Here is a 20,255-nt window from a genome sequence, read left to right as displayed (position 1 = left end):
CTGGGCAACCGCTGCGATCGCCGCCGCCGACTTGGACACAGTGCAGCATGCACCGCTCACGCCGGCCGATCGATCGCAGCGGCACAGGGGCGACTCCATGCGGACGGGCGCGCTCATGCGCATGGCGCGTGCTTGAACAGATACGCGTTGGCCCGCTGCAGCATCTGCGCCAACCGTTCCGCACGCGTTCCCAGCGGGGCGATGGCCTCCCCGGCGTCGCGCAACAGATCCAGCGCCAACTGGCGCGCTGCCTGCAGCCCCATGATCGACGCACAGGTCGGCTTCTGCGCCGCCGCGTCCTTGCCGGGGGTCTTGCCCAACGTCGCGGTATCCGCTGTCGCGTCGAGAATGTCGTCGACCACCTGCAACGCCAGGCCGAAACAGGCGGAGTAGCGATCGAGCGCACAGTACAGCGCAGCGTGGGTGGCATCCTCCGCGATGGCGCATAGCGCGCCCATGCGAACGGACGCGCGCACTAGTGCTCCGCTCTTCATCCGGTGCATCGCCACGATCCTGTCCAGCTCGACGTGCTTTCCGACCAGCGACAGATCCATGGCCTGCCCGCCTGCGGCACCCTCGGCGGACACCGCCTGCGCCAGTTCGCGCACGAGCGCGATACGGTTGTCGCCCGGCGCATCCAGGCTCGCCAGGGTCAGGAAGGCGTGCGCCTGCAGCGCATCGCCGACCAGGATCGCAGTGGCTTCGCCGAACTTGACGTGCACGGTCGGAAGGCCGCGGCGAAGCACGTCATCGTCCATTGCGGGCAGGTCGTCGTGGACCAGGGTACAGGCGTGCATCATCTCGATGGCGGCGCCGACATCGTCGAGCATGTGCGCCGGCGTGTCGGCCAGTGCGCCGGTAGCCAGACAGAGCAAGGCGCGGGTGCGCTTTCCGCCATGCAAGGTGGCGTAGCGCATCGCCGCCATCAGCTCGGTCTCACCGTCGTCTTCGGCGCAGAGAAGACGCGCCAGCGCCTGTTCGACCCGCCTTGCGCCGTCCTGCATCCAGATCTCCGGCGGCAGCCTGCCGGATGCGCCGCGCGCCTGCGCGTCGTCGTGTAGCGTAGAAGCGGTCTGCATGTCGTTCATGTCCTTGTACCTGGCACGGCCACGGCGAGCGTCCGAGCCGCCGCGGTGTTGGCGGCGTCGCACCGAGCGCGCGCGCCGAGTGCAGCATTGCCGCGCGTCGCCGGCGCAGCTGCCTCGCCACACGGGGCATGCGATGCCAGCTCATGAGAATCCGATGCGGATTTTCATGGACGGATGTGCGGTCGGGAAATAGCGCCGACCTTTTTCGACGGCGCTCAGCAACCGCGGCCGCACCCCGGCCTTGTGCATGGTCAGTGCCAAGGCGATGCAGAACTGCACCATTTCCAGCCATACCAGGTGGTAACCGATGCAGACGTGTGGGCCGGTACCGAACTGCAGCATGTCCACCGGCCGGATCGGCTCCGTGCGTTGCAGCCACCGCGCCAGGCGGAACTGATCAGGCGCCTCGTGCAGCAGCGCCGAGGTCGACAAATGCAGCAGCGGGATGCACAGAGGGGTGCCCGCGGGAATGCGCCGTTGGCCGAGTTGCAATTCCTGCAGCGCGCGACGCGGCAGGAGCGTGGTCGCCGGATGCACGCGCAGCGTCTCGCGGAACAGCGCCTCGGCGACCGGACACTGCGCCAGGTCCGCGTGCCGGGTCGGCACCGCGCCCACGCGTTGCGCCTCCTCGACCAGGGCGTCCCACAGCCCAGGCTGCCGCGCCAGCTCGATCACCATCCAGGCCATCGTCGAGGCGGTGGTGTCGTGACCGGCAAGCAGCAGCAAGCGGATATTGGCGACCAGGACGTCGTCGGAGAGCGCATCGTCGCCGCGATCGAAGGCGCTCACCATGTCATTGATCAACCCAGTGCGCGCGGCATGCGCGCGCGCGTCGCGGACGAACTGGCGCAACTGCGCGTCGATCCAGTCGCGGGCGGCGCGGCCGCGCCGCAAGGGCAGTCCGGGCAGGTCGACCGGGGGCGCGACGATCAACTGCAGCAGTTGCCGGTATTTGCGATGCCATCCCGGCAGGTCCTGCGCTGGGATTCCCATGAGGCTGAAGATGAGCTTGAGCATCAGGTCGCCGGTTTCGCGCAGGATGGTTACGTCGCCGCGGTCGCGCCACGCCTGCACCCGCGCCTGGATGACGGGCGCGAACAGGTTGCCGATGCCGGCTTGGGTCAGCCCCTTGGGCAGGAACGCCGCCTTGATCGCGTCGCGCGCCTGCCGGTGCGCGCCGCCGTCCTGGGCGACCAACGTTCCGCCAAGCAATTCGGGCGCGATCTCTTCGATCAGCGCCGAGGACACGTCCTTGTGCCGGAGCAGTGCAAACGCATCCGGATCCACGCAGGTCATCAGGTGTCCGGCAGGGCCGAAATCCAGCCAGAAGTGGCTGCCCAGCGTCCGTTCCGCGCGCCGCAGCAGGCGCGGCAGGTCGCAGACGATGGCGGGAAGATGCCCGACCAGGGGGAAAGCGCCGGGCACGACCGGGATGTCGTCCCGCAGCCGGTGCCGACGGTCCAGCGGGTTGAGCAGCATGTCCATCAGCAGCGCGGCGCCGCGGCCGCTTCGGCGGTGTCGCCGGCAGGCCGCGCGGCGCGGCTGTTGCCACCGTCGGCGTACGTCGGCACATGCGCCAGCATGCCGCCGTCGATGCACAGGACCTGGCCGGTGATGAACGCAGCATCGTCGGAGAGCAGGAACGCCACCAGCGCGGCCACGTCCTCGGGGCGGCCGACGCGCTGCAGGAGCTGGTGCCGGCTCAGATGCCGTTGCATGCACTCGTCCAGCTTGGCGAGGAGACGCTCGGTCATGATGAGACCCGGCGCAACCGCGTTGCAGCGGATCTGCGCATGACCGTACTGGGTGGCGAGCGAGGTCGATAGCATGTTCATCGCCGCCTTCGACGCGGCGTAGGACGTCTGCGCGGTGTCACCGCTGAGCCCTTGGCACGACGACATGTTGACGATCGCGCCACCGCCGCGGGCGATCATTCGTGGGATGGCCTCCCGGCAGCAGAGCAGCGTGCCGCGCAGATTGGTCGCCATGGTCTGATCCCAGACCGCCAAGTCCAGGTCGAGGATCGCGCGGTCGCGCGGGGTCAGATGCATGGCGCTCGCGTTGTTCACCAGCAGGTCGACCCCACCGAAGTGCCGCTCCGCCGTCTCGAACAGCGCTGTCACCGCCTGCGCATCGGCGATGTCCATGGCCAGGGCCAGCGCGTAGCCCGCTTCGGCCGCGATCTGCGCGGTGCAGGCGATGGCCGCCGAGCCATCAATGTCGGCCACCACCACTCTGCCGCCCTCGCGCGCGATGGCGAGGGCGCATGCCTTGCCGATGCCGGCGCCGGCGCCGGTCACCACGGCCACCTTGCCTTCAAACCGTCCTCCTGGGTTGCGTTGGTCTTTGGCGGCATGCCGCTCAGCCTCCGCCAGAGAAGGCGCAGGGTCGGCGCTGGCGCGCTCGCCAGCGTCGCTTTCGATGACCCGAATGGCGGCGACCGGGCACTGGCTGGCCGCGAGCCGCGCGGCGGCGTGCAGCGCCTGCGGGACCGTCGCCACGCACACTTCCGCCACGCCGTCCGGTTCGCGCTGGCGAAAGGTGCCCGGCAGCGTCAGCACGCACTGCCCGGTGGTTCCGCACAGATCCTGATCGATCACGACGCGCATCTCAGCCCCCCTGCGCATGCAGCCGCACCGGCAGCGCGCGGAACGTCCTAAGGAACGCGGAGGGTTCCCGGGTCGGCTGCTCGGCCAATGCCAGCGTGGGGAAGCGCGCCTGGATGCGCGGCAGGCTCTCGGCCAACTGCACCCGGGCCAGTTGCGCACCGAGGCAGAAGTGGATGCCGTGGCCGAAGCTCAGCATGATCTTCCCGTCGGTCGACATGCCAGGAGTGGTGCCGTAGAACCGCGCGGGATTGAAGCGGTCGGGATCGGCGAAGGCGTCCGGGTCGCGATTGCCGGCCGCGATGAGCACGCGCACGTCCGCGTTCTTCGGGATCACCACGCCGCCCAGTTCGATGTCGCGCTGGGCGATACGCGGAATGGAGCTGAACATGGCAGGCGCGTCGCAACGCAGGACTTCTTCGACGAATGCCTTCACCCCCACGGCGTCTCCCTGCAGCCAGTGCCGCTGTTCGGGATACGCCAGCATCGCCAGGACCGCATGGTCGATGGTCGCAGCAGTGGTGGCGAAGCCGCCCAGCAGCATGCCCCACAGCATGCTGATCAACTCCGCATCCGACAACGTGTCGGCATCGTCGTCGTGTGCGCCGACCACCATCGACACGATGTCGTGGCGGGGATCGGTGCGCTTGCGCTGTATGAGGTCACCGAAGTAGGTCTGCACCCTGGCGCTGGCCGCGTCCGCCGCGGCGAGCTGGGGATCGCTGGCGTGTGGGCTCAGGCCTTCCAGAATGGCGCCGATGCCGGCGGCAAGCCCGAACATGTCGTCCTGGGGCATGCCGAACAGTTCGGCGAAGACCAGCATTGGCAAGGCCAGCGCGAATTCCCAATGCAGGTCCACCGCCTCCCCGCGCTCCAGCGCGGGCGCCATGCCGTCCAGGCGCGCTGCGACGATGCGCGCGATGCTCGGCCGCAGGTTGTCGATCTGGCGCATGGTGAAATCGCGCGAGATCAGCCGGCGCAGACGCGTATGCGTCGGTGGGTCCTTCATCGCTAGCGTGGACGCCAGCAGATTGAGTGACAGGCTGGTCGCCGCACGCGGGAAATAGCGCGCCAGTTCGCCCGGCGCCGGTCCCCGAAACGCATCGCCCGTGGCCTTGAGTGCCCAGTAGATGTCGGCGTGGCGGCTCAACAGAAAGAGGCCCGACGCCGCGCGGTGCACCGGATCGTGCTCGCGCAACCACCGCATGAACGGATACGGGTCGTGGATGCACGCTGGCGACGACAGTTCGGCGAAGGCGTCCCGGCATGCTGCCGTGGTTTCTTGCACGTCCATCTTGGTTACCTGTTGGCTGGCTGATCTGACCGGCGCGTGCTAGGTGCGCCGGCAAATTGCGGAGAAGATCGCGACTCCCGGCGGCTTCCGTGCATCACCAGAGCACCGGCAACTCCTCGAACCCGCCAGTGATGATCTCCTTGCGCAACTTTAGTTCTTCGGGCGCCACGGCCAGGCGCAGCGCGGGAAAGCGTTGGAAGATCGAACCGACCACCACCTTGAGTTCCAGCCTGGCCAGCGCCATGCCGATGCAGTAGTGCGGCCCGTGCGAGAATGTCAGGTGCGGATTTTCGTCGCGTCCGATGTCGAAGATTTCCGGGTCGTCAAAATGGCGCGGATCGAACGACGTCGCCGGCAGGCCGATCAGCACCTTGCTCTCCGCGGGAATATGCACCCCCGCGATAGTCACGTCGGTCCTCGGATAGCGCATGACGCCGTCCCAGCCCGCGCCCGGCGGGTACATGCGCAGGATTTCCTCCACCGCCTTATCCACCAGGGATGGATCGCCGACCAGGCGTTCGCGCTGTTGCGGATGGCGGAACATGGCCAGCAGGCCGAATTCGATCTGCGCGACGGTGCTCTCGTGCCCCGCCACAAGCATGCCCGCCGCCAGGCCGATAGCCTCTTCCTCAGTCGCCTTGCCCTGCTCGACCGCCGCGAGCAGATCTGTCAGCAGGTTGTCGCCCGGATCCTGGCGCTTGTCCCACATCTTGCCACGAATGTAGGCGCGCAGTTCTTCCCAGGCCAGGCGCGACGCGCTGCGCGGGCCGCTTTCATGCTGATGCGTCATCACCTCGTCGGACAGCCCGGCGAAAAAGGCGTGATCCTCGTAAGGCACGCCCATCAGCGCGCTGATGACCATGGCCGGCAGCGGAAAGGAGAGGTGGCGCTTCAGGTCGGCGGGCTGGGGCTGGGCCGCCAGCGTCTCGAACAGCTGCGCGGCGATCGCCTCGACCTGCTGGGCGAGCAGCTTCACCCTGCGGTTGCTGAAGGCAGGCGCCACGATCGTGCGTAACCGGGCATGCTCGCCCCCCTCATGCGAGACCAGCCACCCCGGCGAACCGAGAATCACCGAATCCGGGGTGAATGCCGCCGGCGGCATTCCCGCCGGCCGGAACGCCGCGTCGGACAGCGCCGCCTTGGCTTCGTCGTAGCCTGTCACCCACCAGCCTTTGTGCCCGGAGGGGAAGCGCACGCGGTGGATCGGACCGTTGGCGCGTAGCGCCAACATCTCGGGCGAGGGCTCGATGTGGTCGACGCGCCACATCGGCAGCGTCGGCAAGGGTTGTTCGGACATGGTGGCACTTCACTCTCTAGCGATGGAAGGGCGGAAGGCGCTGCGGGCAGCGAATGACGATGGCATGTAGACGTCCTCCGCGGCGTAGCCAGACTCGATTATCAAGATCGGCCAACGTGTAACTGCCTAGGCATACCGCGCGGCGAGATGCAGAACTTTATCCTGCGCCTTCGAGTTCAGGATAAGACGAGTGTGGTGGGCCTTTTGAGTCGCAGCCGGCCATCAAGATTTCCTGCGCAAGGGTTCGACAAGGGCGGCAGCCTGTTTGGGCACGGGGCGGTTTCGCCGAGGCCCCTTGCATAGAATGCTATCTGATGCGGATTTGACATTTTGCTTTTCTTTCTCCGTTTCATCGATCGCGGTGTCATCCACGAATGAAGGTCGGTCGGCGGCTCCCGGCTCCCAACGAAGGAGTTTCAAAACTCGTGCCAATTTGGCCGACCCAGCAGAAGAAAAACATTGTGATTACTTTTCAGCGGATTAGCCTGAGGCCAGACAAGAGCTCGGCGAAATAGGCCGGTGTCGCGGACCCAACAAAGACGACAGAAGAGTGTCGGATAGGCGACACCTTCTCTGTCAGTTGTCCTGTCCTGGAATGATGGCAGGCCACCTGACCCTATTGACCCATAGGAGGTTGGCTCAGGGGTTCACGTGCTTGCTTAGGGGCGCGCTCGAGGCGGCTTGCGGGCGCGTTGCCAATGCAACACTCTGGCGCGGAAAAGCTGTGCAGGCGATTTGCCTCGGCTACAGCTCAACATCATAAGCCTCGCCCCATTGTTTTCGTTTCCAATTCGGACCTTCCTAGCACTGATATATGCAATGATTATGGAAAAATGAGCATTCGCTCCGCAGGGCAAAGACCTCCTCATTCGGACACGCGAGGTGCCTGGTGAGCCGAGCAGGATCGGCACCAATCACGCCGAGCCGTCCCGTTAGAGTTCACAGCCATACATCAGGGTCGGTGGAATGCTGTTCCCCCATATCTCCGCCAGCTCATTGACCCTTGGCAGCGCATCTCAAACGCCGGCAGCGAAAAAGACTCGACGGCCCTCCGCGGAGGGCCGTCAGCGAGTAGGACCCGAAACCGTCGCGGCTCCTCTCACCCGTTCGGCCGTTCCGTCGTACCAGGGCGTCGCGTAGCGCGAAAGCTACTCAGGCGACCGTTCCGTGATCTCGGCCGGATCGACGCCGTCCTGGGACAGGAAGGCAGGCGAATGGCTGGCAAAAAGCGTTCCGCCACAACCCGGCACCTGGCGCGGGCGCGGCGGAACTGCCGGGCGGCGGCCATTCCGGAATAGCTGCCGCCGATGACAATAGGCGCAGCGAAATTCAGAAGGTTGTGGGCGACAGGCTTCGGACTCCCATTCGATTGCCGACTCGGCTCATGCCTTGACGGGCAATGTTCGGCCTCAGAAGCGGCGCCCAATCGGAAGCATTAGCACCTCCGCGTTTTGGCTCGGCTGCTTGAACTCCTCGACGGCAACTGCCTCAATTAGCAGATCCAAGGCTTCGCGCCCTCTCTGGCTGATCGGGTCATCGCCTCGCAGGTAATGACATGCTCGATCTAGATGCACTCGCGCGGCGGAAAAATCGCTTGTCATATGACCCTCTCAGTTGCCGCCCGCGTTAGCCGTCTACGAGGTGAGGGTCACGCAATCGTCAATATCCACAGACGGATTTGATTTAAATCGCAGATGACCCGGGAGAACCAAACACCGGCTTGTCCTATGCGAGAGCTCCTTGATTATGTCGCCGGCGGGCCCGGTGGACTCTGCAATAGGGTTGCTTGGCAGGACGCCACTATGGCTTTTCTGCGTTCTGTCTTATCGCTGTGACATTTCCCGCACAGGATGACGTTAACGACACTCTTTCCCGCGTGAGGTGAGGTGATGAGAGCAGGTTAGAGTGACGCGCGGCAGGGAGGACAGGAGGCGATGGCAAAGGCTGAAACTCGGTAAGACAGCGCAGACCGTCACGCTTGCTACAAAGAGAATGTTCTTCGAAGAGTATCGTTATGATCGATCCGGCGTCGCGAGGCTCGGCCGGCTGAAGGAGGACGCTGGCAATGATGCGGTCAGGGGATGGTTGGCACGATCCACGCCAGGCACCTGCACGGATCACCCCGCAAAAGTGGCGGACGGGACCTGGAATCGAGCCGACATTGCGAGATTTTCGCGGCCGTGGCGGCTTCGCTGTCTGCTGTCCGCAGGACGAAGCGCGCATCAGATGAGGGCCAGCGGTGGGTGCATCGCCGCCGGAACCGCGGGGATGACGAACACGATCTTCGCCGGCTAGGACAGCGGCACTGCGAACTCAATGTTGGAGGCGCTACGCCGCTCGATCTAGCGGAGGCGTGGCGAGTCGATGCGGCCGGCCGGCAAAACCCGCGCTGCCGCTCGATATCGGGAAGGATCCCTTGCCGCTTAAATATGATTCACCGATGAAGCTTAGGGTGTCGACCATCTCGAGGTGTTCGTCGCCAATGATTATCCGGGCGGCAACTGGACGATGCCAATTATTCGGGACATCACTCCCAATTCGATAATGCCCTTTTATGCGACTTTCAAAGCACAAATGGCGAACATAACAAGGGTCAGCGTTGGCATCGACTGAGTCTCATCGGCGTCCCCGGCTCATCCCAAAAATCTGCTCTCACGGTGCCACTGGAGGGCTGTCGGCGATGGGAGCGCTGCCGGACCTCTGGGATCACGGAGGGCACTGCCATGCAGATCGTAATAGTGCTTGCCGTTGTCGAAATCCGCCTTCAACCGACTGCTAACGACAAATCGGTGCTTCTCGTCGATCGTCACGTAACCGAGGTCAAACAGCTTGTGGATGTCGGTGCGCAGTAGCACACCATTAGAAGCCTCATGCATCCCTCCGTCTGCATAGGAGCGGATGTGCGCCGCGTCGAGAATTGGAAGTGTCCTTTCTCCGGTGACGGCGCAGCGCCGCTCATAGGCATCGGTGACGACGACGCGAAATGCGCCCTGCCCCAGGCGCGGCTTCACCAGCGTAGGTGCGCCGTATTTCGTTTGCTGTTCCGGGTCGGCGGGAAATATTGCGCTCGCAGCACGCGATAACACTGCATCCCAAAGCGCCCGACCCTCGCCTACGTCGGCGTCGAAGCCGCGACCTACCACGATGTTGTATTTCCAACTGGCCGGAACTGGAAGCCAGAGTTCACGCGGCCAAAAGAAGGGGGACGTCAGGATACGACATCCGATCACAGGATCGATGCGAAAATCGGGGGGATCTGAACGGTATCGACGAATGCGCACGCGCATTTCGGGAAGGCTGCGGACGCCGTTCTTCAATCCGAACGCCTCCCAAGCGAGCGACAGCGGGAGACTCGAAGAGGCTGAGAAGATGCCTCCGCCGACGATGAAGTTGAGTGGTGCGTGGAGTTTGAAGAGGAAAAGCTCCCCTGGACTTAGGGCACGGAAATTCGTCCGTCCGCTTGGCGCCCAAAAGTTCACCTCATCCAGCTCACTGCCAGACAGGAAATCGAACCAGTCCTTGTCGGTAACGGCGACGAAGATTTTGACCATGCACCATCATGTGATCAGTGTGAGACCGATGCAATATGAGGCAGCTGTCGGGCCGGCGATCGCGGCCGCGCACCTAGTACGGGGAAGCTATCTGTCCAAGCTTTCACATTCTACTCGGCAGCCTGAATAGAGGGCATCTCATTGCCGAAGATCAACGCGTCTTCGGAAGCCGCTGAATATAGCTCGTCCATCTGCGCTTCTAACGTCGAAAGTGCGGTGAGTCGGAAAATCATGTTCCGAAGCCAGCGCTGCTCCTCCAGCGTCATCGGTCTCCCCTCCAGGCGACTGACATGACGATAGCCAAGCCATTTCCGGATGGTTTGATAGCCCCCGAGTTCGCATCGCCATGCAGCCGTAGGAACGTTGGCAAGATACACATCCTTGTTGATCCAAAGCTCTCCGCTCACATCATCACTTGGCACGAAACGTCCCGGCGCTGCCCCGAAGTAGGAAATTGTGACGCGAAGGTCGTCGGCGCTTATAGAATGACCGTCTGATCGCCGGATTGCCGCAGTGCTGGCCACCTTATCACGGCCGAGTATTTCACGAAGCACGGACGATGCGTCAGTCGAACAGTCCAACAGGGCCGCGACAAGACGACCCAACTCACCGACCTGTCGAGCCAGTGCCGGGTTTCGTGGTATTGGCACCCGAGCCCAGTCGGCTCCCAACGCGCTCGCATGCTCCATGCGGTAGGCGGGCGAGTTCATGATCGCCAAACAAATGTAGATCAACTCGTTCGCACAGAGATGGGCATCGGGGGCTTCGAGTCCTCCCGCCCTATCCCAAGCTTCGCGAAGCGCAGCCCAAATTTCCGGCGACAAATTGGCCAAACGGCCGCCAGTCAGGGCGTCCTTCCTAACAACAGCAGGGATGGCGACCGATCCGCGGTCGTGAACATGCAGATCCAGGAGTGTCCGGGAAAAGAGTGGCCTCGCTTCCGAGACTTTACGCGGCTCGGGCACCGCTATCAGGAAGCACTCACAGTCAACATTAGCCCCGAGCGTCTCTCGCGGCTCGTTTAATAGTTTGAGTCTGTCCTCATAATAAATCCACCGCTGGTCGAACGGAAACAGAAGATAAGGGCTAACGCGACTCTCGTCGAAGCCCAGCTTCCGGAGGCTCTGCCAGATCCTCTCCGGGGCGTAACGGGCACGCGGAATCGCTAGCCCAGGGCACGCGTTCGACGCGTTCACGAAACTTTCAGCTTTGATATATGCGGCGATGCGATCCGTTAGGTCTTTCTTATTGACGTCAATGAGACTGCCGGTAATGCCCCTATTGGGATTTATCCCCTGCATGCGAATTGGGAAAAGCTCTTCTAGACTTGGCCAAGCCTCGTAGCCGGCGGCTTGTGCGTGCGGCGCTAACCGCCAACGGTTCTGCCTCGTGGGCGTTAGCCGACGATATGGCGCTGCGCTTTCCGCCGAGAGCAATTGCCGGCGTTTCAAGGCCGCCCTGCCCCAGAAATCTCGATATTGAACCACAGTCTCTTCCGGTTTGGTACGTTCTGCTCCTCTTTTGAGGAACGTTGCGATGGCAACGCCCGTCTGGATACCTCTTGGGTCACTCTCAGTGGTGAAAACACTTTGATCGGCAGTGCCTGCACCATCGATTCCCGCCGGAATGACTTTGCCGGTCCGGTATTTGTCACCGTTCAAATTGTCGATCCAGATTTCGTGAAAGTTACGAAGCAGGGACTCGCGCATGATTGGGTGGGAACGCCCGGTTAGCCAAGACGAATTTGTGATCAGGGATACCAGCCCGAAGTCGCGCTCCTCTGCGATCTCCCGTTCTGCCAGCCTGTAAAACCTGACGTAGAGGTCATTGAGCAGTTGTTTGCGCACGCCCCAATGGCGAAATAACAAGGACGTCCGTTCCGGCACAAGTTCGGTAGTGCCGTCGCGTCGCCTTCTCTCCACATAGGTGACCCCTTTGTAGTGATCGATCAGTCCGGCCTCCTCCTCCATCCTGACTGCGGCTTGACGGTCGTATGGCGGGTTGCCAAGTATGACGACGATATCGGCATCCTGCTTAATCGATTGCGCAGCTTCGAATTCTTGCTGGAGTTCCGGGAAGTTGAGCTGAAGCTGCCGTCGGTCATTCCATCCGGTGAGAGCGTTGGTCAGAAAGATGCCAAGCCGCTGATCGTTTGGCGGCGGCGCTCTTAGATCGCTGAGCATGACATAGAGCTGAAGTTGTGCGATCGCGAACGGCGCTGTGAGAACCTCAAAACCAAAAATCCGGCTCGTTAGTGCTTTGAGCAGGGAAAGACCGACGAGTCCCTCTTCGCCTGTCGCTCGCAGTTCCTCGGCAATGCAACGTGCGGCTTCGAGGATGTAGGCACCAGTCCCACAACACGGATCGAGGAGAACCACATTTTCATCTGCCAACCCGAGCGGACGGCCGAGTTCTTGCTTTAGGAGCTCGTGAGCTCGCCGCACTTGATACCGAACTATCTCGGGAGGTGTGTACCACACTCCCATGGTCTTTTTGAGCGCCGGATCGAAGGCCTCCAGGAAAGGTTCATAGAAGTAGGTCATCGCCGCGCTTGCGACATCTCCATCTGACAAAGATGGAAAGGTCATCTGCTGACGGAAAACTTCAAGATCCACTCGATTCAACGTGTCTGTTGCGCGGTCAAGATGGCGTTCCAAATCGAGTTGCCTTAGTCGGCTCGGATTCCGGAATTCATGAAACAGACCTGCTAGGAAGGGAATGCGGAGATATCTGTTTATCCGGTCCCAGCCAAAACTGGTGCCGTCCTGCTCGCGCTGCCACAGCGCCCATGCCGCGAACAGACCGTAGAAGGCCGTCTGAATCAGCGTCGACCTGAAGAACTCACGACCTTCCTCGTCATCCAAGTCGAAGCTGAGACCCAACGCATCTTTGTAGTCTTCAAGAAGGGACTCAAGACCGCGGAGGTCCCTCGGAAGAGCCGCCTTCGCTGCTTTGGCCTGCAGCGCAAGTACACGGGCGAGTGTGGCTGGCTCTCCAATTGGCACGGAATCCAGCAGGGTAGTTTGAAGGAGCTCCACCAGATCGCTTGCGTCGGGAAAAACAGCTCGTCCGGCCGACCACAAAGAAGCTGTTCGGACCAGTTCTCGGTCAGCTGGCATCACACGATCCAACCCGGCACGATTGTGGCCAGCGCGACATAACACCAAGCCAATTTCGCCAACATTGCAGACAAGAACTACGCCCGTACGGGCAAGATATCGGCCAATCTGATCGTCCCTGTCCGTCGACATAGCGAGTTGTTGAATGCTGATGCTTGGAGTTTTTGCTTCGCCGTATGCAGCGATCAATGCTCCGTCAGCGAGGACGAAGTCCGGCCGATCTCGTCCCTTGTCCGGACGGAGCTCGCTGGTGCCGGTGCGAACTTCGAATGGAAATTTCAGATGTGATAGTGCCGTCGAAAGAAGCTGTCGGATCCAAGGATAATAGCTTTCTTCAGTGACACCGGGTTGTGCAGCGAGCGCACGCGTTTGACGTTCATAGTCCTCAAGCGCAACGCGAAGTTCCTGCACTCTTTGTCTCCACCCAGCCCCAAGGCAGAGATTTGACCACAATATTGGTAAACAAAGATTGATCCATCCGCAGCCTGATCTGCTTGTGGTCCGCTATTGGCCGCCAGTCATCGATATGGGAGCTGGCCAGTGGCAACGAACCTATCGAATGTGTCTGGAGTTTCCTCTTCGGCCTGTTGTCGCGGCCCTTCGCCCTCAAAATGCAAAAGGGTGATTTCCTGGTCGTATCGATCGGATCGAAAGCACATTTCATAGACCGGATCAGGGAACCAGACGTTGGCAGGCTGCATCGTCCCGGTAATCGCGACATCCGAATAATCACCCCGAGCTGCAAAAGCCCTCTGGGGCAATGTGAAGACCGCGTTCTTGGTCCGAATGAAACACCCCGCCTTAAACGCCGGGCCACTCGACTTTGCCCAATGAGCGAAGCCTTCGTTGGAGATGACCATGATCGCCTTGGTCTCTGTGTATTCAAGCCAACGCAGGATGGTCGCGGTCAACGACACGCCGTAGCGTTTTGCGAGGCGCCCTAGGATTTCGAAATCGGGGCGGTTCTTTGCAGGAAGCTGCTTGCGGAAGTCGTGGAGCGGCATCAGGAGCGCCGCAGCAAATTCGTCGGCCTCCTTCTCGATACCCGAGCCTTCGCGGCGCACGACGATATTCTCATCACAGAAGATGCCGTGATCGTATGCATCATCCTCTTCAATCAGCTTTCGATGCAGCACGTAATGTCCAAGCTCGTGCCCGACGGTGAAAGCACGCCGACCGGACGACTGGTCGGTGTTGTACAGTATCGCCCATTGGCGAGGCCTGGTTTCACTATAAACAAGTGCACCAACGCAACCGGACAGGTTCCGTGCTGAGACCTCGTGAATGGGGCCATTGGGCTCGGTCTGGGCTGAATACTCAAGCGCCAATTGCCGAACGTCGACGGGTCCGCGGTCGAACCGGTCCGGACCAAGAACAAGATCGAGCATCTGGGTGATGCGAGTTGCCTCTCTCAACGGGCGCGGCCGGTTCGGCTCTGTCATTTGCCCTTCTTCGTTCCAAGGATCTTAGCCATTTCCCGAAGCTGACGTCGCGTCTCCTCGGGTAGACTACTGTATTCGCGGAAGAATGCCTTGTCCTCAGCCTTTTCCAGAGTCTGCTCGTCCGTGCCGATAAGGTAGTCGACCGTCACCCCCAATGCCGCGGCGATGGCAGCGAGTTTTTCCGCCGACGGGCGGGGCGGATTTTTGTTTTCCAGCTCCCAGATGTAGCTCTTCGACGAATTCGTCTCCTGGGCAAGCTGATCCAGCGTAAGCCTTCGCCTCGTCCGCAAGTCTTTGATCCGAGTACCAAACTTCATTTTGACTTCACCACCACGCTTCTTCCCGCTTCCCCATTATCCACAAGTTCGGAATAGGCATACTGTATGGCCCTTGACAGCGGCATTCAAGCTACCCATCTTTGTTCGGAGTAGCGGCATTCTGAATCAGTTCATAGTGACACTACCGGCTCAGAGGGAGGACAACATGACGATCAACGATCAATCGGGACTGAGTCCCGGGATGGAGAAGAAACTTGAATACGCAGTTTACCTTTAACGGCCTCAACCCGTTTGACGATCCGCTCGATCGTATCCTCGCTGAAATCGCGCTAAGCATCCAGCTCCCGCCCTCGCTGCACGACAAGGCAGCGGGCCGCTACGAAGCGGTCAGGACCTTTCTTGAGGATACGGTGGCTTTCAGGGATCAGATCGAGCACTTTTATCCGCAAGGATCTATGGCGATCGACGCCACTATTTCCAATCGTGGCACCGACGACGAGTACGATCTCGATGTCGTGTCGCAGCTCGGCGGCCGGTTCCGCTCGATGACGCCCCTCGATATCCTGAAAGAGCTCGAGAAGGCGCTCGCCGACTATCCTGTCCAGCGTACCCGCAGGCAGACCCGCTGTGTGACGCTCTACTATGCCGACAAGATGCATCTCGACGTGACGCCGGCATTGCGGAATTTCGGAACGCGCGAGCGTGAGAGCTTCATCACCCACGCGAAAGGTCCGCAGCCGTCCGCCGATGACCGATTTGTGGACATGAATGCCTGTGGCTTCGCCGAGTGGTATCACGCCAGGACGCCGGTCGAAGCGCGGATGGCAGAGGAGTTTCACCGTCGGTGGCGTGATCTCGATGGTTTGCGGTTTCGCGCCGAGGCCGAGGTGGACGATGTTCCCGATCAAGCCGACTTTGTCGTCAAGAACACCGCTACACTGGCTCTTCAGCTGATCAAACGGTTCCGCAACATCATTTATGCCGGATATACAGGGCGCATCCCGCCCTCGGTGATGCTTGCTTTCTATGCCGCAAGGGCGGCCCAGCCGAACACGGCACTTTCAGCCATGGTGATCCGCATCTCAAAGTGGATCATCGCTGACATTGAGAACGCGTCTCTCTACGGAAAGAAGCTCCACGTCGCCAACCCTGTCTGCGACGAGGACGTGTTCACGGACCGCTGGCCGGAGTCGGTCGATCAGCAAAACGAGTTCGCCCGTCACCTTCGCGCGCTCGTCGACGGCCTGGAAAAGATGCGTCAGGGCGAGATGTTCCCGGACGATATGATGGAATGGCTGAGGGGCAATTTCGGAGACCGCGTCGTGACACGCGCGGCAGAAAATATCGCTGCCGAGGTCGGAGGCGCAATTCAGAAGTCGCAGCAGCTCTACGGCCGCCGGGGCGGGCTGATCCTCCCGAAACCTTCGATCATCATCGGCACAGCCGCCACATCCGTCGCCGCCCCGACCGTCGCGGCGGCAAAGCCACATACTTTCTTCGGGAAGAAAATCTGACATGGCGCAGCTCCTTCCTCTTGAGGAGCAGATTGCCGCGATGAAGGCGACCTGGCCCGAACTCGCTCCACGCAACATTGATCGCCCACTCCGGTCGGCACGATGGGTGGGGCGGGTTCGCGCGCAACACTGCTGGTACACGATCGAGATTCGCTATCAGGTCGGTTCGATGCCTCAGGTCAGGGTGCTCGCTCCGATCCTTGTTCGCTTACCAGGCAACGAGGAAGGAGAACTCCCCCACGTCTACCCACCGTCAAACGACCCGACGCTTTGCCTTTTCGATCCGCGGACAGGTGAATGGGATGCATCCATGGCACTGGCGCACACCATCGTTCTTTGGACGCTCGATTGGCTAACCTGTTACGAGCTTTGGCTGATGACCGGCAAATGGACCGGTGGCGGCCGCCACGCCGGTGATCCGGTGCCGATCTCAACGGAGAATGCACAATGAACTATATGCCCCCTCGTCGGTCAGACGGGACAATTCAGCATGCGCGCAAAAAGCTCCCCTGGCCTAAGGACCGCCTGTTCCGAATCTTGTCGATTGACGGTGGCGGAATTCGGGGGATCTTCCCCGCCGCCTACCTTGCAGAGATCGAGAAGCGGTTCCTTGGTGGAGCGTCTATCGCAAATCATTTCGACATGATTGCCGGCACTTCCACGGGAGGCATCATTGCTCTTGCGCTCGGCCGAGGAATGACGGCCAGCCAAGCATTGGACATTTATCTCGAGAGAGGCGAGCGCATATTTCCTACCCGTTCCGGCATCAGCGGGCGGGCCCGCGCGGTCCGTTGGGCGTTCAAGCCCAAGCATGATCAGAATGTTCTGAAAGACGAGTTGCTTGGCATCTTCGGCGACAAGGTGCTCGATTCTTCAACCAAGCGCCTGGTGATCCCAAGCTTCGAAGGTCGCCACGGCGAGCCGTTCCTATATAAGACACCGCATCACCCGGACTATCAGAAGGATCGGCACAAGAAGTTCGCCCATGTCGCCCTACACACGACCGCTGCGCCTTCCTACTATCCCGGAGTGGATGATGATGGCTACATCATGATCGATGGTGGAATCTGGGCGAACAATCCTGTCATGAACGCCGTCGTAGATGCGCTCGCCTGTTTCGACGTCCCGCGCGAGAATGTCCGCGTCTTGAGCCTTGGCACCGGTGAAGCGACCTTGACCGTCGACGAGAAAGCTCGATCCGGAGGGGCTATGGTGTGGGCCTTCATGCGAAGCTTCAATGCTGCCGCCCGGGCACAGTCCAAGAACGCGCTCGGTCAGGCCTATCTGCTGCTGGGCAGAAATAATGTGGTCAGGATCGACGTTCCAGAAAGCGACAAGCCAATCGCCCTTGATGATGTTGCCCGTTCGGTGCGCGAGTTGCCTCTCGTTGCGCGACGTCTCGTGGAAGGCTCGGGGCACCATGTCCAGAACCTGTTCCTGCAGGATGGCGTCGACGTCTTTGAGACCTGCCCCCTCGTCCCGGCACACGCTTCAGGTTAGCTGCGTTCCATTCTAGCTCAGTTGGTCCGGGCCTTCGCAGGAAGCGGGCGTTCGTCGAACATCATCGCGGCCATATCGCGGTAGTCGGCGCGTATATCCTTTAGAGCGGGATGAGATTACCTCCAGTCATATCCTGAGTTTGCGAAATAATTTGAGCACTCGACAGGTGTGACGCGGTTGAGAATCTGGCCGATGGCGTCGCAAACCGTTTCGACGGTCCGTTTTGCGGCCTTTCGCAGCCAGTGCTTGAGCTTGGCGAAGAGCTGTTCGATCGGATTGAGGTCGGGCGAGTATTTCGGCAGGAAGAAGAGCCTCGCGCCGGCGTTTCGGATCGCGCGGCGCACGGCCTTGCCTTTGTGACTGCCGAGATTGTCCATGACGACGATGTCGCCCGGACGAAGGGTCGGCGAGAGAACCTTCTCGACATAGAGGAGGAACCTCTCGCCGTTGATCGGCCCGTCGATGAGCCAAGGCGCGTCGACGCGATCCTGGCGTAGCGCTGCCAGGAAGGTCATTGTCTTCCAGTGGCCATTGGGAACTTTGGCCTTGATCCGCTGTCCGACCGGCGCCCAGCCCCTGAGCGGGGCCATGTTGGTCTTGGTCCAGGTCTCGTCGATGAACACCAGGCGGGCGGGGTCGATCCGGCCCTGATACTGAACCCACTGCGCCCGCCGGCGCGCCACATCGGGACGGTCCTGCTCGGCGGCGATCAGCGTCTTTTTTTATGCGACAGCCCCTCGGCGTGCACGAACTCCCACACCGAACGATAGTCGACCTTCAGGCCGCGCTCGCCAAGTTCGGCGACAAGCCCGCGCAAGGTGAAGGCCTTATCCCGGCAACGCTCGACCAGCCAGTCGCGCCACGCCCCCGATATCTTCTTCGGCTTATAGCCGCCGACCTGGCGGGGCTTGACGCTGCCGGTCTCCTCGAAAAGCTTCAGCCACTCGATCGCCGCGCTGTAGCTGACCCCAAAGCGAGCCGCCGCCGCACGCCGCGACATGCCCTCCTGCTTGACCGCTGCCACAACCCGTTCGCGAAGGTCCATCGAATATGATGCCATCCATGCTGGCCTCCTTCCCAGCATCGATGTTGAATCTGGAGGGTTCTGTGTAGTCGCGGGCGCGATTGGGCGGGCACGCACGGGTCGCGACTACATTGAAGCCTGATTGAACTGAACCGCGGGATGGCGGGCGGGGCTATGGGGATTTAGGGCTCGACAGTGTGTCCGAGGCGCCGGAGCGGGCTCGCCGATCGCTCTTGGGCGGTCGCCCTTCGTCGCGATGCAGGACCATCTGCGACGCGAGAGACGGCGCCATTGGGTCGTTGACGCTGAGGTGCAGCGTTGCTGGCGACAGCCAGGGCTGCGACTTTGACTAGCGGCGCGCAAAGGCCCTTCGGCGACTGTAGCAGACGCCGGGATGGACGGTGCGAGCGTGTCGGTGCGCAGCGTGTCATGAGGTGTCTGGCCAGGTCGGGGCCTTGCGCGGGATCGGGCCGAGCGAGGCCATGGCGCCGCCGCAGCCCGGACAGATGTCCAGGGAGCGCCCTGTGAGACAGCGGTAACGCTGTCGATAGTCGGCGGTCGGGTCGGGCGTCAGCGGCGTGGGCGCCGCCAGAAGAAGACGGCACTGGGCGAGCTTGGCGACGCGGTGGCCGTTGGCGAGGAGGCCGTAATGGCGGATGCGATGGAATCCGTCTGGAAGAGCGTGCAGCAGGAAGCGCCGGATGAACTCGTCGGCGCTTAAGGTCATGAGCTTGTGCTTGGACTTGTCGTGGTGGCGATAGTCCTTCCAGCGGAAGCTGACCTTTCCCTGGTCCAGGCTCACGAGGCGGCTGTTTGCGATGGCGACGCGATGGGTGTAGCGGCCCAGATAGGCGAGGACCTGTTCGGGACCGCCGAACGGGGGCTTGGCGTAGACGACCCATTCGATCCGCTTCAGTCCAGCCAGTTGGGCGCAGAAAGTGGCAGGGTCGGCCAGGCTGGCGAGATCGCTGAAGAAGCGAAGCTGGCCGGCGTCGAAGGCGTCCTGCAGGCGCTCCAGGAATAGCCGCCTGAACAGGCGCGACAGAACCCGCACGGGCAGGAAAAATCCCGGCCGGCAGGCGATCCATCGCTGGTCCCCGGCCTTCGCCGTGGCAGGCTCGAGCGACAGGCCGCCGCCCGGCACGACGCAGTGGACATGCGGATGATGGTGGAGATTTTGACCCCAAGTATGAAGCACGGCGACCACGCCGATCTCGGCGCGCAGATGCCTGGGGTCGGCCGCCACCACCTTCAAGGCTTCGGATGCGGCCTTGAACAAGATCGCATAGACCGCCGCCTTGTTCTGGAAGGCGATCTCAGCGATCTGGGCCGGGACGGTGAAGACCACGTGGAAGTATGGGACCGGCAGCAGCTCAGCCTGCCGCTCGGCCAACCACTGGGCGCGGGCTATGCCCTGGCACTTAGGGCAGTGGCGGTTGCTGCAGGTAATGGGCGTCGCCCATTACCTGCCTTATGGGCAGATCCAGTAATGGGGAGCTGGCGGCGACTTGATCGCGCTCTTGTGTCCGCCGCCGCCAACCC

At 61.8% G+C, this 20,255-nt stretch carries 14 protein-coding genes and 2 pseudogenes; 3 read left to right on the top strand and 13 right to left on the bottom strand.

The window, feature by feature from the left end; translation table 11 throughout:
* Positions 1–113 precede the first annotated feature (113 nt).
* From AC0L3I_RS34710 to AC0L3I_RS34660, 11 genes and pseudogenes are all read right to left on the bottom strand, one after another.
* Complete coding sequence (locus AC0L3I_RS34710; protein ID WP_473529937.1) at positions 114–1,079, bottom strand: polyprenyl synthetase family protein; 966 nt, start codon at positions 1,077–1,079, stop codon at positions 114–116.
* 150 nt (positions 1,080–1,229) lie between these two features.
* Complete coding sequence (locus AC0L3I_RS34705; protein ID WP_473529931.1) at positions 1,230–2,573, bottom strand: cytochrome P450; 1,344 nt, start codon at positions 2,571–2,573, stop codon at positions 1,230–1,232.
* Positions 2,573–3,463, bottom strand: a complete 891-nt coding sequence (locus AC0L3I_RS34700; protein ID WP_473529936.1) for an SDR family oxidoreductase — start codon at positions 3,461–3,463, stop codon at positions 2,573–2,575. Before AC0L3I_RS34700 ends, AC0L3I_RS34705 begins: the two co-directional genes overlap by 1 nt.
* Before the next feature lie 108 nt (positions 3,464–3,571).
* A pseudogene (locus AC0L3I_RS34695) lies at positions 3,572–3,697 on the bottom strand (ferredoxin); the annotation flags it as partial.
* 1 nt (position 3,698) lies between these two features.
* The gene (locus tag AC0L3I_RS34690; RefSeq protein ID WP_473529930.1) at positions 3,699–4,988 is read right to left on the bottom strand and encodes a cytochrome P450; all 1,290 of its coding nucleotides are present in this window, start codon (positions 4,986–4,988) and stop codon (positions 3,699–3,701) included.
* Between the two features lie 94 nt (positions 4,989–5,082).
* Positions 5,083–6,285, bottom strand: a complete 1,203-nt coding sequence (locus tag AC0L3I_RS34685; RefSeq protein WP_473529929.1) for a cytochrome P450 — start codon at positions 6,283–6,285, stop codon at positions 5,083–5,085.
* Between the two features lie 1,409 nt (positions 6,286–7,694).
* Positions 7,695–7,886 carry a hypothetical protein gene (locus AC0L3I_RS34680; protein WP_473529928.1) on the bottom strand — a complete coding sequence of 64 codons (192 nt, stop codon included), beginning with the start codon at positions 7,884–7,886 and terminating at the stop codon, positions 7,695–7,697.
* A gap of 1,032 nt (positions 7,887–8,918) precedes the next feature.
* Positions 8,919–9,836, bottom strand: coding sequence for an HNH endonuclease (locus tag AC0L3I_RS34675; RefSeq protein WP_473529927.1), 918 nt, complete (start codon positions 9,834–9,836; stop codon positions 8,919–8,921).
* A gap of 110 nt (positions 9,837–9,946) precedes the next feature.
* Complete coding sequence (locus AC0L3I_RS34670; RefSeq protein WP_473529926.1) at positions 9,947–13,366, bottom strand: type ISP restriction/modification enzyme; 3,420 nt, start codon at positions 13,364–13,366, stop codon at positions 9,947–9,949.
* 107 nt (positions 13,367–13,473) lie between these two features.
* Positions 13,474–14,397, bottom strand: a complete 924-nt coding sequence (locus AC0L3I_RS34665) for an ImmA/IrrE family metallo-endopeptidase (protein ID WP_473529925.1) — start codon at positions 14,395–14,397, stop codon at positions 13,474–13,476.
* Complete coding sequence (locus tag AC0L3I_RS34660) at positions 14,394–14,714, bottom strand: helix-turn-helix domain-containing protein (RefSeq protein ID WP_473529924.1); 321 nt, start codon at positions 14,712–14,714, stop codon at positions 14,394–14,396. Before AC0L3I_RS34660 ends, AC0L3I_RS34665 begins: the two co-directional genes overlap by 4 nt.
* A 215-nt stretch (positions 14,715–14,929) precedes the next feature.
* On the opposite strand from AC0L3I_RS34660, the gene AC0L3I_RS34655 reads away from it, so the two are divergent.
* Genes AC0L3I_RS34655 through AC0L3I_RS34645 form a run of 3 tightly spaced genes read left to right on the top strand, consistent with a single transcriptional unit; the run spans position 14,930 to position 17,689 of the window.
* Positions 14,930–16,189, top strand: coding sequence for a nucleotidyltransferase domain-containing protein (locus AC0L3I_RS34655; RefSeq protein ID WP_473529923.1), 1,260 nt, complete (start codon positions 14,930–14,932; stop codon positions 16,187–16,189).
* 1 nt (position 16,190) lies between these two features.
* Positions 16,191–16,640, top strand: a complete 450-nt coding sequence (locus AC0L3I_RS34650) for a type II CBASS E2 protein (protein WP_473529922.1) — start codon at positions 16,191–16,193, stop codon at positions 16,638–16,640.
* Positions 16,637–17,689: a CBASS cGAMP-activated phospholipase gene (locus tag AC0L3I_RS34645; RefSeq protein WP_473529921.1), complete on the top strand. Its 1,053-nt coding sequence runs from the start codon at positions 16,637–16,639 to the stop codon at positions 17,687–17,689. The genes AC0L3I_RS34650 and AC0L3I_RS34645 overlap by 4 nt, the downstream gene beginning before the upstream one ends.
* A 116-nt stretch (positions 17,690–17,805) precedes the next feature.
* Here the strand turns inward: AC0L3I_RS34645 and AC0L3I_RS34640 are convergent.
* Positions 17,806–18,749 (bottom strand): IS630 family transposase gene (locus AC0L3I_RS34640; RefSeq protein ID WP_473529920.1). Its coding sequence is split into 2 segments (ribosomal slippage): positions 17,806–18,413 and positions 18,413–18,749, totalling 945 coding nucleotides; the frame shifts between segments, so codons are not numbered across the junction.
* Positions 18,750–19,140: 391 nt separating this feature from the next.
* Positions 19,141–20,160: pseudogene (locus tag AC0L3I_RS34635) on the bottom strand (IS91 family transposase); the annotation flags it as partial.
* Positions 20,161–20,255 lie beyond the last annotated feature (95 nt).

This window comes from Mesorhizobium sp. WSM4840 (assembly GCF_055811755.1).
The sequence above is the reverse complement of the archived record's forward strand: the minus strand, read 5'-3'. Positions and strand labels throughout refer to the sequence as shown.